At 29.2% G+C, this 13,522-nt stretch carries 11 protein-coding genes; 9 read left to right on the top strand and 2 right to left on the bottom strand.

The window, feature by feature from the left end; genetic code table 11:
• Positions 1–28: 28 nt before the first annotated feature.
• A complete protein-coding gene (locus AC4FRL_RS10155) occupies positions 29–508 on the bottom strand; it encodes a dUTP diphosphatase (RefSeq protein ID WP_491140094.1) in 480 nt (159 codons plus the stop codon).
• A 195-nt stretch (positions 509–703) separates the two neighbouring features.
• Positions 704–1,246, bottom strand: coding sequence for a 2'-5' RNA ligase family protein (locus AC4FRL_RS10150; protein ID WP_491140093.1), 543 nt, complete (start codon positions 1,244–1,246; stop codon positions 704–706).
• A gap of 329 nt (positions 1,247–1,575) precedes the next feature.
• On the opposite strand from AC4FRL_RS10150, the gene murA reads away from it, so the two are divergent.
• The 9 genes from murA (at position 1,576) to AC4FRL_RS10105 (ending at position 13,507) form a co-directional block, all read left to right on the top strand.
• On the top strand, positions 1,576–2,829 hold the full coding sequence (gene murA, locus AC4FRL_RS10145) for a UDP-N-acetylglucosamine 1-carboxyvinyltransferase (protein WP_491140092.1): 1,254 nt from the start codon (positions 1,576–1,578) through the stop codon (positions 2,827–2,829).
• Positions 2,830–2,850: 21 nt separating this feature from the next.
• Positions 2,851–3,642: an MBL fold metallo-hydrolase gene (locus AC4FRL_RS10140; RefSeq protein ID WP_491140091.1), complete on the top strand. Its 792-nt coding sequence runs from the start codon at positions 2,851–2,853 to the stop codon at positions 3,640–3,642.
• A 15-nt stretch (positions 3,643–3,657) separates the two neighbouring features.
• Positions 3,658–4,212, top strand: coding sequence for a GerMN domain-containing protein (locus tag AC4FRL_RS10135; RefSeq protein ID WP_491140090.1), 555 nt, complete (start codon positions 3,658–3,660; stop codon positions 4,210–4,212).
• Positions 4,213–4,355: 143 nt separating this feature from the next.
• Complete coding sequence (locus AC4FRL_RS10130) at positions 4,356–4,856, top strand: SEC-C metal-binding domain-containing protein (RefSeq protein ID WP_491140089.1); 501 nt, start codon at positions 4,356–4,358, stop codon at positions 4,854–4,856.
• Between the two features lie 68 nt (positions 4,857–4,924).
• Positions 4,925–5,566, top strand: a complete 642-nt coding sequence (locus AC4FRL_RS10125) for a lactate utilization protein (RefSeq protein WP_491140088.1) — start codon at positions 4,925–4,927, stop codon at positions 5,564–5,566.
• A 168-nt stretch (positions 5,567–5,734) separates the two neighbouring features.
• Entirely contained in the window at positions 5,735–6,214 is a 480-nt protein-coding gene (rlmH, locus tag AC4FRL_RS10120; protein WP_491140087.1) for a 23S rRNA (pseudouridine(1915)-N(3))-methyltransferase RlmH, read from the top strand.
• Between the two features lie 181 nt (positions 6,215–6,395).
• On the top strand, positions 6,396–7,481 hold the full coding sequence (locus AC4FRL_RS10115) for a helix-turn-helix domain-containing protein (RefSeq protein WP_491140149.1): 1,086 nt from the start codon (positions 6,396–6,398) through the stop codon (positions 7,479–7,481).
• A gap of 557 nt (positions 7,482–8,038) precedes the next feature.
• Positions 8,039–8,191 carry a zinc-ribbon domain-containing protein gene (locus AC4FRL_RS10110; RefSeq protein ID WP_491140086.1) on the top strand — a complete coding sequence of 51 codons (153 nt, stop codon included), beginning with the start codon at positions 8,039–8,041 and terminating at the stop codon, positions 8,189–8,191.
• A 447-nt stretch (positions 8,192–8,638) separates the two neighbouring features.
• On the top strand, positions 8,639–13,507 hold the full coding sequence (locus tag AC4FRL_RS10105) for a hypothetical protein (RefSeq protein WP_491140085.1): 4,869 nt from the start codon (positions 8,639–8,641) through the stop codon (positions 13,505–13,507).
• The last annotated feature ends 15 nt before the right edge of the window (positions 13,508–13,522 follow it).

Raw genomic sequence — 13,522 nt, 5'->3', positions numbered from 1 at the left:
CATAAATAAAAAAATAACTCTCTAAATTTTAGAGAGCTATTTTACAATAATCATTTTTAAAAAAATTTTCTTCTATTTGATTTATTGAAAAACCTAAGCTTATACCTAAGCTTATAAAATCTTCAAATAATGTTTCATAGTGATCAACAGATGGAGATATTATTAAGTCATTAACATCTATAAGTAAAGTTAAAAATTGATCGCTTAAACAATAATCGTTTGGTTTAACTATTAGTTTTTGTAAGCACGTGTAATTTTTATTTAAACCTATAGTAAGGATTTGTTTTAAACAATCGATATATTTTTCTAAAACTAGTTCCTTAGAAACTTTAGTTTTCTTACCATTATTCCAATAAATAAAACACTTTGTTTCATCAGCTAACTCGCCTATTTTAACTTGAAGTGCTAAAAACATTCTAGTTGCTACTTTATAGTCATTTAAATTGCTATCGATAACAAGTTCCTTGTTAAACTTATCTTGTTGAATAAAAAAGTTATTTAACTCCATTAGTATATCCCCCTATCTTCTTAAGCAGAAAATGCTTACTACTTAATTTTACAGAATCTTTTCATACTTGAAAAGAATAGAAAACGAATACAGGCCTAAAAAGTTACGAAATGTTAATTTACAATTAGTTTAACATAAGTTTATTGAATATATGTTATATAGATATTAATATAAATAAAAAACTATTATATTATCTTAGTAATTTCTTAGATCGTATGATTTTATAGGGATTTCTCTTTTACTATTTTGAAATCTCCAAAGTTCTATTTTAGAAATTTTCAATATCTTTTTTTGAGAAGATTCTCTTAAAGTAAATACTGTAGGTGGAATATTATTTTTTTTGTTATCTTTAAAGCTAGGGCTATTTAATGGAATATATAAAGGTGAATCAATACGTTCTCTAATATTAAAACCATGAAGCTTTAGCATATCATTAAATAATCTATGGATTTTTTTTATATAACCTTTATTTTCAATTTGTAAGTTTAGAGCTTTGTTAGTACTTTCATTAAATTCAGCAGTACCAGTCAACTCTATCTTAAATTTCTTATAAGGTTTAATTAATTTAAGGATTACCTCATCTAGTTTTTCTAGATTTGGATTATCTATTGTTTCAAGAGGAATGTGTAAAGTTATATGATTTCTTGGTAATTTATATTTTCTTAATAAACCTCTTTGAAGTGATTCAAGGGATTTACAAGACTCCTCATCAAACAATGCTACTAAATAATATTTCATGACAAAACCTCTCTTGAATATTAGTTTGTTCCAAATAAATACAAACTTTGTTATAAATTATAACATATAGAATTTTTAAAAAAAATAATATGAAAGAAATTTCAGAATAAAAAGTATTTTTAGATAATATAAATTGGGTAAATTTTAAAAGTAAAGAATAAAAAAAATCTTTAAATATTGTCTTATTATGATATAATGAAAATTATGAGTAATACTTTAAATTTCACGGTTTAGCCAGTTTAAATATGGTTAATCGAAGTAAAAAAATTAATTAAAAAAGAAGAAAATGGTAATTGTATACATATAAAAAATTAGCAAGGGTGAATTGTATGAATAGATTAATTATAAATGGCGGTAAAGCTTTAAAGGGATCTATAGAAATAAACGGGGCGAAAAATGCTGCCGTAGCTATATTACCGGCAGCTATACTAGCTAGCAAAGGTGAATGTATTATTGATAATGTACCAGATATAGCTGATGTACATTGCTTAGAAAGAATAATTAGATCATTAGGGTGTAAAGTTGAAAAATTAGATAATAACACATTAAAAATAAATGCAGAAAATATAAAGGCTGTAGAAGCTTGTGGAAATGATGTAAGAAAAATGAGAGCTTCTTACTATTTTATTGGTGCACTTTTAGCTCGTTTTAAACAGGCTAGAGTTGAACTTCCAGGTGGATGCCCAATAGGAGTTAGACCTATAGACCAACATATAAAGGGTTTTGAAGCCTTAGGTGCTAAGGTTACTATAGAGCATGGTGCAGTTAACATAACAGCAGATAAATTAGTTGGAACAAACATATTTTTTGATGTAGTAAGTGTTGGAGCTACTATAAATCTTATGATAGCTGCAACTTTAGCTGAAGGAACTACAATATTAGAAAACTCTGCAAGAGAACCTCATGTTGTAGATGTAGCAAACTTTTTAAATGCTATGGGAGCTAATGTTAAAGGGGCAGGAACAGATGTTATAAGAATTAAAGGTGTGAAAGAACTAAGAGGTTGTAACTATAGTGTTGTTCCAGACCAAATAGAAGCTGGTACTTTTATGATAGCAGCAGCAGCTACAAGAGGGGATGTTACAATACAAAATGTTATACCAAAACATTTAGAGTCAATTTCAGCTAAGCTTTTAGAAATGGGAGCTAAAGTAGAAGAGGGCGACGATAGTGTTAGAGTTTATGTTGATGGAGATTTAAAAGGTGTTAATTTAAAAACAGCACCATATCCAGGTTTCCCAACAGATGTTCAACAACCAATGTGTACTTTATTATCTACTGCTAAGGGTAGAAGTATAATAGTTGAAACTATATGGGAAAATAGACATAAACATGTAGATGAATTAAAGAAAATGGGCGCAACTATAAAGGTTGAGGGAAGATCAGCAATTATAGATGGTGTTGATAAATTAACAGGGGCTGTAGTTAAGGCTACAGATTTAAGAGCAGGAGCTGCAATGGTTATTGCAGGACTAATTTCTGATGGAGTTACAGAAATAACAAGTATAGAACATATAGATAGAGGATATCCTCACATAGAGGAGAAGTTCAGAATGCTTGGTGCTGATATAGTTAGAAAATAGTAATACAAATGGGGGAAATATATGATTTTTTGCTCACTATATAGTGGAAGCAGTGGTAATAGTATATTAGTTGGTTCAGAAAGAACAAAAATACTAGTAGATGCTGGTTTATCAGGTAAAAAGATAATAGATGCTTTAAAAGAGGTAAATCAAAATCCAGAAGAAATAGACGGTATATTTATAACTCATGAACATAGTGACCATATAAAGGGAGCTGGTATATTATCTAGAAAATTTAATATACCTATATATGCTAATGAACTTACTTGGAAAGCTATGGAGAAATCTTTAGGTAAAATAAAGGAAGAAAATATAAAGATTATTTCTAAAAGAAGCACAACAAGTTTGAAGGATTTAGACATAATATCCTTTAATACTCCCCATGATTCAGTTGCTTCAACAGGGTATACTATAAGACATAAAGACAAAGGGGTAAGTATTGCAACTGATATTGGAACATTTACAGAAGAAATTTTAAGAAATGTTAGAGAATCAGATGTGATTTTGTTAGAAGCAAATCATGATGTGCAGATGGTTAAGTTTGGACCATATCCATATGAACTGAAAAGAAGAGTTTTAAGTGAAGTTGGACATTTATCAAATGAAGATTGTGGAAAAGCTATAGTTGATATAATGAAATATGAAAAAAATAGAAAAATAATACTAGGCCATTTAAGCAATACAAACAATGTGCCAGAACTTGCTAAGCAAGCTGTTATTAATGTCTTAGATGCACATAATATTAATAAAGATAAAGATTTAGAGCTTAGATTAGCAGATAGACACAAACCAAGTAGTTATATAAGTTTTTAAGTAAGGGGAATTTATATGAAAAAAGGTATTATCTTATTAATTATGGCCTCTTTTTTGTTAGTTGGTTGCGACAGTATAAAAATGGATAAATTAGCAGCTAATAACAATGAAAGAGTGAAAACAATAGCTAATGATTTAATAGGAGATATTAACTTATCTTTATATTTTGATGGAACTAGTGATGAAAAAAATCCTAAAATAGAACAACAGGAGATTCTTGTAGATGGTGAGGAAATATTAGGGCAATATCTTATACAGGCACTTATTCAAGGGCCTTCTCAAAAGGGTAGTTTAGCACCTATATTACCAAAGGATACAAAATTATTATCCTTTGACCGCAAGGATGATATTGCAATAATAAATTTAAGTAAAGATGCAGTTATAAAAATGAGTGCAGCTAAAGAAGAAGCTGCTTTAGAAGGAATATTAGCTACAATAACTCAAATACCGAGTATAAATAAAATAAATATATTAGTTGATAATCAAATGGTTAATTCCTTAGGTGGAAATTTTGATATTAGTAAGCCTTTTGGAAAGGAAGATATACCTAGTTTAAGAATAAAAAGTTAGTATAACTTGTTAAAATGTAAAGAAATAATTTCAGATATATTAAAAATATATGTTTTATTAAGTATTAATTAGTAAAATATTGAAATATATTATGTAAATTATTATAATTTTGATATAAAGTTGATTAAGAAGGAGAAGGAAGTATGAGTTTATATAAGCAATGGACAGACATGGTTGTAGAATATGTAAAAGTTAAGGGAGAGGCTGCTTTCTGGAAAGAGTATAGTGATGTTGAAACTAGAATCTATAAAGATTTATTAGCTAATCATAATTCTGTTAAGAAGGCTTCAATAGCAGAATTAGCTAAAGAGTATAATACAACTGAAGAATTTGTAATGGGATTTGTAGATGGAATAAACGATAGTTTAAAAACTCCATATGACTTAGAAAAAGTTGAAAGTGATACAGAATTAACTTTTGACATAGATTTTGAAAAGTTATACTACAATATGTTAGATGCAAAGGCTGACTATTTATTTAACTTACCTCAATGGGATTCTATATTCTCAGGAGAAAAGAGAAAAGAAATTCAATTAAAATATAGAGATTCAAAAACTGTAAGAAATGAATCAGTTAAAGTTGGAAGAAATGACCCATGTCCTTGTGGAAGTGGTAAAAAATATAAAAAATGTTGTGGAAAATAATTTCTTTAAAATAGGTAGACTTAGTCTGCCTATTTTTTTATAAATTTTTATTTAAGGAGATATTTGTTATGGATAAGAATATGCTTTGGTTAAGAGAATTTAGAATTAATAAGGTAATAAAAGCTTTAGAAAATAATAATATGAAGGGGTATTTAGTTTCATCAAGGAAGGAGCTTATAAATAAGATAGAAGAAATTATTAATGAAGGAGATGTCATAGCTTGTGGAGGTTCTATGACTTTATTTGAAACTGGTGTTATAGATTATCTTAGAGGTGGAAAATATAATTTTTTAGATAGATACAAAGAGGGATTAAGTAAAGAAGAGGTGAAAAAAATATATATTGATGCTTTTTCTTCAGATGTATATTTTACAAGTACAAATGCAATTACAGAAGAGGGAGAAATATATAATGTTGATGGAAATGGGAATAGGGTTGCTGCAATGATTTATGGTCCTAATAAAGTTATAATAATAGCTGGATATAATAAAATTGTAACTAATTTAAGTGAAGCTATAAAAAGAAATAGAATAATTTCTGCACCAGCTAATGCTAAGAGATTAAATAAAAACACACCTTGTACTAAAGTAGGCTCTTGTGTAGATTGTAATAGTCCAGAAAAAATTTGTAGAAGCTATACATTAATTAAAAGTCAAAGTAACCCAAATAGAATACATGTTATATTTTTAAATGAAGATTTAGGATATTAAAAAATTTATGATTAAAAATTAAAATTTAATATATTAATTAGATAGACTTTTCTAAAGTTAAATTAATAAAAATAAATCTTTTAAGCTATAGTTTAAAAGATTTATTTTTTTAGTAAGAAGAAATATTTTGTGATAATATTATTCTTAGTGAACAAAAGGAGGAGTAATATGAACATAATAATTATCTCTGTAGGAAAGTTAAAAGAAAAATATTTAAAATTAGCAATTGATGAATATTCAAAAAGATTAAATAGATATTGTAAATTAGAAATTATAGAGTTACCTGATGAAAAAACACCAGATAATGCATCTATAAAAGAAGAAATACAAATTAAAGAAAAGGAAGGAAAGCTTATTCTTTCAAAAATAAAAGATAATATGCATGTAATTGCCATGGACTTGAAAGGAAATGAAATTACCTCTGAAAAATTTTCAAAATATATAGAGCAATGTGGAGTTCAAGGAAATTCAAATATTGCTTTTATAATTGGAGGAAGTCTAGGTTTATCAGAAGAGGTTATAAAGAGAGCTAATTATAAACTATGCTTTTCTAAAATGACATTTCCTCATCAATTATTTAGGGTAATGTTGCTAGAGCAAATATATAGAGCTTTTAGAATTATGAAAAATGAACCGTACCATAAATAAATGAAGTTTTATAGCCTTAGGCATTTAATTAACTAGCCTAAGGTTATTTTTGATATATTCAACTATTATGCGAATTGATTCACATTTTGAGTTATAGGGTTAATTTATGGAGTATGTTAACATTAACTTATTAAGTTAAAGGAGAGGATTATATGAACATAATTAAACTCAAAATAGCAGAATTAAGGAAGAAAAAAAAATAGGGCAACAAGTCTTAGCCGATGTATTAGGGGTATCATTTCAAACAGTAAGTAAATGGGAAACAGGAGTATCAATGCCTGACATAGCTCTGTTACCAAGTATAGCTGAGTACTTTAATGTATCAATTGATGAATTATTAGGAGTAAAACCACTTAATCAACAAAACTACATTTTAAGAGATACAGATAGTCGTGATAATTGGAATGTAAATGCAGATAAACTTTATAAGAATAGAAAATATTTTTGGAATGATGATTATTTAAAGTTTCTTATAGAAACTGTGTGGAATATAAATTCTCCTGTAGATATTATTGAATTTCGATGTGGTGAAAGTTTATTGGGAATGAAGCTACTTGAATTTTTACCTAAGGGAAGTACATATACAGGAATTGATAATAATTATTTTATTAATAAGATTAAACTAAATTTTAAAGATTGCAATTTTAATGTAAAATTTATTGAATCAGACATATATTCTCTTGAATTAAATAAAAAATATGATATTGCCATATCACAAGTTGGATTAAGGCATATGAATAAGCCAATAAAAGTTTTAGAGAAAATGGTTGATTCAGTAAAAGAAGGTGGAATTGTTGCTTGTATAGATGTTAATAGAGAATTTGAAAATGATGGATTATATATTGATGGTATTAATTATAACTATCTTTGTACAACCTTTGATTTTCATAAGTTATGGCAAAAAGAATTAGAGTATGAAGGTAGAGATTATGCAATTGGAATGAGATTGCCATTTTATATGAAACAATTGGGGCTATATGATATTGATGTTCGTATGAATGATAGAGTAACATATGTAGATTCTGATATGCAGGATTATGATGAAAAATTGCAAGATTTTATTAAGATAAATGGTTGGGATAAGACATTAAGTATATCGGAGCAAGAAAACATTGTTGAATTGTTTATGAATCGAGGAATTGACAGAATTGACGCAATATCATATATTAAAATGCAGTCTAAACTTTCTGAGTATTTTAGAAATAATGAAAAAAGGAAGTCATTTTTAAAAGTATCTGGATTAATGATTACTTATGGAAGAAAATGAATATTTTAAATTATTATAATATGGTTTTTATTAATTATAAATAAGAAATTAAGTATTATAAATATAATAAATTTTAAAATAATACATATGAAAAGTTAATTCTATTTGTATAGTATGAATATACAACAGAAGAATTTTATAGAAGTTTAATTTAAGAGGATTATTACCTATATTTTAGAATGGGTAATTTTCTTTTTATTTTAGACATAAGAAAACATTTAATTAATAAAATTTATTTAGAGAAAGAATGGGGATTAGTAAGTAATTTACAAGTTTTCAAGATAAAAAAGTTTTTAATTTGAATATTTATAGTATTTTTATACTAAAAAATAGTATATACTATATTTAAAGTAATTAATTATTTTAACATATTATTAAATATTGTAATTAAAGGTATAAAATTCAAATATTAATTGATTGTGTTTATGATTAATATATGATATACTATATAAGTAACTAGGAGTTAGTTATAATAAAAAAGTTTCATTTAGATAAATATTTCTCACAATTAGAGATTATATATCCATTTAGAATCTTTAATTTTAGGAGGAATTTTTATGACAGATAAAACATTAAAATGCAGAGATTGCGGAAGTGAATTCATATTTTCAGTAGGAGAACAAGAATTCTACAAAGAAAAAGGATTTGAAAATGAACCTACAAGATGCTTACCTTGTAGAAGAGCTAAAAAAGAACAAAATAGAAGATAGTATATTTAAAGGACATAGTTTTTAACTATGTCCTTTTTTAATTTGTTAAAAATAATAGGAAATTTTTACTAAAGTGTTTGTTAAAAACACTTTTTTTTTATATATATTTAAAAAATGGGTTAATTAATGAAAAATTAGTAAAATAAACTTTAATTGGATTAAAATGGTGAAAAATAATTTTAATTAATGTATAATAATAAATATAATGTAAATGATTATAAATTATCACAAATTTAACATATTAATAATTGGAATAAATTATATAGAATTTACATAGGTATATATACGAAAGAAGATTATGGAATAAATTAAAAGTAAAGAGAATAATAAAATTTTTATTATGATAATGTTAATTTCTTTTAGAAATTATTAACATGTAAGTCATTGAATAGAAAATAAGTTCAATGATAAAATAAATAGTAAATTAAGTAAAATGGAGGGGTTTGTATGAAAAAACAGCTTATAATGGCGTTAATAGTTGCATTATCAGCTCAGGGGATAGAGACTGTATATGCACAAGACGTAGTAGATACCAATAATCAAGGTATAGAATCTAGAGAAAATGTAGATTCTAAGGAAGTAGCTCAAGATGAAGCTGCACAAGGAGCAGTTGACAATAATGAAAATGGTGTTGATTCAAAAGATGACGCATCATCAAAAGAAGTTGTTGACAACAAAGACAAGAAAGTAGAATCAAAACTTGGTTCATCATTTGATGAAGTAAAATATACAACTGTAAAAGTTGCTGTTGAAGGTAATGGTTCAGTTGATATAGGTGGACAATCAACAACTGGTGGAGACATTTCAGTTGTAACTGGACAAGACGTAAAAGTATCCTTAAAGCCAGCTGAAGGATATGATATAGATAGATTGGAATTAAATGGACAAGTTATAACTAGACAAAATTTCCCAAGTATAGTAGAGCAATTAGAAAAGGATGGAAGTTTTAACTGGTTTTTCTCTGGAAGTCAAGAAACTGTAAAAGTAGTTTTTGCTAAGAAAGCAGAAGTTAACAATACAACTTTAAAAGTAGCTACAGAAGGAAAAGGTTCTGTATCAATAAATAATGAAACTGTAACTGGTGGAGATGTTAGTGTTAAAACTGGCGAGCCAACAAGAATTGCAGTTAAACCAGAAGAAGGATACAAAGTAGACAAGGTAGAGGTTAACGGTCTTGTATTAACTAAGGACAATGCAGCATCAGCAGTAGAAAGTCTTGAAAAGAATGGATACTTTGACTACACATTTAATGGAGATGTTCAAAACACAGTAAAAGTAACATTTGTTAAAGAAGAGGTAGAAGTTACAAACACTACTTTAAAAGTAGCTACAGAAGGAAAAGGTTCAGTAGTAATAAATGATCAAACTTTAACTGGTGGAGATGCTTCAATTAAAGTTGGAGAGCCAACAAGAATAACAGTTAAACCAGAAGAAGGATACAAAGTAGACAAGGTAGAAGTTAATGGTACTGTATTAACTAAGGATAATGCAGCATCAGCAGTAGAAAGCCTTGAAAAGAACGGATACTTTGATTATATATTCCATGGAGATGTTCAAAACACAGTAAAAGTAACATTTACAAAAGTAGAAGTTAAAGATACTACTTTAAAAGTAGCTACAGAAGGAAATGGTTCAGTAGTAATAAATGATCAATCATTAACTGGCGGAGATGTTAATGTTAAAGTTGGAGAGCCAACAAGAATAGCAGTTAAAGCTGCAGAAGGATACAAAGTAGACAAGGTAGAAGTTAATGGTACTGTATTAACTAAGGATAATGCAGCATCAGCAGTAGAAAGCCTTGAAAAGAATGGATACTTCGACTACACATTCTGGGGAGATGCTCAAAACACAGTAAAAGTAACATTTACAAAAGTAGAAGTTACAGATACTACTTTAAATGTAACTACAGAAGGAAATGGTACTGTAGAGGTAAATGGAAATTCATTAACTGGCGGAGACGTTAATGTTAAAATTGGTGAACCAACAAGAATAGCAGTTAAAGCTGCAGAAGGATACAAAGTAGACAAGGTAGAAGTTAATGGTTCTGTATTAACTAAGGACAATGCAGCATCAGCAGTAGAAAGCCTTGAAAAGAATGGATACTTTGACTACACATTCTGGGGAGACGTTCAAAACTCAGTAAAAGTAACATTTACAAAGGTAGAAGTTAAAGATACTACTTTAAAAGTAGCTACAGAAGGTGAAGGTTCAGTAGTAATAAATGATCAATCATTAACTGGCGGAGACGTTAATGTTAAAATTGGTGATTTAACAAGAGTAACAGTTAAACCAGCAGAAGGATACAAAGTAGATAAAGTAGAAGTTAACGGAATTGTATTAACTAAGGATAATGCAGCATCAGCAGTAGAAAGCCTTGAAAAGAATGGATACTTTGATTATATATTCTATGGCGATGTTCAAAATTCATTAAAAGTAACATTCGTTAAAGAAGAAGTTACAGATACTACTTTAAATGTAACTACAGAAGGAAATGGTACTGTAGAAGTAAATAACACATCATTAACTGGTGGAGATGTTAATGTTAAAGTTGGAGAGCCAACAAGAGTAACAGTTAAACCAGCAGAAGGATACAAAGTAGACAAGGTAGAAGTTAATGGAATGGTATTAACTAAGGATAATGCAGCATCAGCAGTAGAAAGCCTTGAAAAGAACGGATACTTCGACTACACATTCTGGGGAGACGTTCAAAACTCAGTAAAAGTAACATTTACAAAAGTAGAAGTTACAGATACTACTTTAAAAGTAGCTACAGAAGGTGAAGGTTCAGTAGTTATAAACGATACATCATTAACTGGTGGAGATGTTAATGTTAAAGTTGGAGAGCCAACAAGAGTAACAGTTAAACCAGCAGAAGGATACAAAGTAGATAAAGTAGAAGTTAATGGAATGGTATTAACTAAGGACAATGCAGCATCAGCAGTAGAAAGCCTTGAAAAGAACGGATACTTCGACTACACATTCTGGGGAGACGTTCAAAACTCAATGAAAGTAACATTCGTTAAAGAAGAAGTTACAGATACTACTTTAAATGTAACTACAGAAGGAAATGGTACTGTAGAAGTTAACGATACTACATTAACTGGTGGAGATGTTAATGTTAAAGTTGGAGAACCAACAAGAATATCAGTTAAACCAGCAGAAGGATACAAAGTAGACAAGGTAGAAGTTAATGGTCTTGTATTAACTAAGGATAATGCAGCATCAGCAGTAGAAAGTCTTGAAAAGAACGGATACTTCGACTACACATTCTGGGGAGATGTTCAAAACTCAGTAAAAGTAACATTCGTTAAAGAAGAAGTTACAGATACAATATTAAAAGTAACTACAGAAGGTGAAGGTTCAGTAGTTGTAAATGATACATCATTAACTGGTGGAGACGTTAATGTTAAAGTTGGAGAGCCAACAAGAGTAACAGTTAAACCAGCAGAAGGATACAAAGTAGACAAGGTAGAAGTTAATGGTCTTGTATTAACTAAGGATAATGCAGCATCAGCAGTAGAAAGCCTTGAAAAGAATGGATACTTCGACTACACATTCTGGGGAGATGTTCAAAACTCAATGAAAGTAACATTCGTTAAAGAAGAAGTTACAGATACTACTTTAAATGTAACTACAGAAGGAAATGGTACTGTAGAAGTTAACGATACTACATTAACTGGTGGAGATGTTAATGTTAAAGTTGGAGAGCCAACAAGAGTAACAGTTAAACCAGCAGAAGGATACAAAGTAGACAAGGTAGAAGTTAATGGTCTTGTATTAACTAAGGATAATGCAGCATCAGCAGTAGAAAGCCTTGAAAAGAATGGATACTTCGACTACACATTCTGGGGAGATGTTCAAAACTCAATGAAAGTAACATTCGTTAAAGAAGAAGTTACAGATACAATATTAAAAGTAGCTACAGAAGGTGAAGGTTCAGTAGTTGTAAATGATACATCATTAACTGGTGGAGATGTTATGGTTAAAGTTGGAGAGCCAACAAGAGTAACAGTTAAACCAGCAGAAGGATACAAAGTAGACAAGGTAGAAGTTAATGGTCTTGTATTAACTAAGGATAATGCAGCATCAGCAGTAGAAAGCCTTGAAAAGAATGGATACTTCGACTACACATTCTGGGGAGATGTTCAAAACTCAATGAAAGTAACATTCGTTAAAGAAGAAGTTACAGATACAATATTAAAAGTAGCTACAGAAGGTGAAGGTTCAGTAGTTGTAAATGATACATCATTAACTGGTGGAGATGTTATGGTTAAAGTTGGAGAGCCAACAAGAGTAACAGTTAAACCAGCAGAAGGATACAAAGTAGACAAGGTAGAAGTTAATGGTCTTGTATTAACTAAGGATAATGCAGCATCAGCAGTAGAAAGTCTTGAAAAGAACGGATACTTCGACTATATCTTCTGGGGAGATATCCAAAACTCAATGAAAGTAACATTCGTTAAAGAAGAAGTTACAGATACAATCCTTAATGTAACTACAGAAGGACAAGGAACTGTAGAAATTAACGATACTACATTAACTGGCGGAGACGTTATGGTTAAGGTTGGAGAGCCAACAAGAGTAGTATTAAATCCAGCTGAAGGATATAAAGTAGACAAAGTAGAAGTTAACGGAATTGTATTAACTAAGGACAATGCAGCATCAGCAGTAGAAAGTCTTGAAAAGAACGGATACTTCGACTATATCTTCTGGGGAGATATCCAAAACTCAATGAAAGTAACATTCGTTAAAGAAGAAGTTACAGATACAATCCTTAATGTAACTACAGAAGGACAAGGAACTGTAGAAATTAACGATACTACATTAACTGGCGGAGACGTTATGGTTAAGGTTGGAGAGCCAACAAGAGTAGTATTAAATCCAGCTGAAGGATATAAAGTAGACAAAGTAGAAGTTAATGGTCTTGTATTAACTAAGGACAATGCAGCATCAGCAGTAGAAAGTCTTGAAAAGAACGGATACTTCGACTATATCTTCTGGGGAGATATCCAAAACTCAATGAAAGTAACTTTCGTTAAAGTTGAATCTTCAAATCCAGGAGATACTGAAAAACCTGGAGATACTCAAAAGCCAGGAGATACTGAAAAACCTGGAGATACTCAAAAGCCAGGAGATACTGAAAAACCTGGAGATACTCAAAAGCCAGGAGATACTCAAAAGCCAGGAGATACTCAAAAACCAGGTGAAGGACAAGAAAGTTTACCAAATACAGGAGCACCAGTTGGAGCTGCTTCAATGGGATTACTAGGAATTACATCTTTACTTGGAGGATTATTCTTAAAGAGAAAGAAATAATTTAGAGTAAAAAAA

The sequence above is a fragment of the Clostridium sp. TJA032 genome, assembly GCF_058310275.1.
The sequence above is the reverse complement of the archived record's forward strand: the minus strand, read 5'-3'. Positions and strand labels throughout refer to the sequence as shown.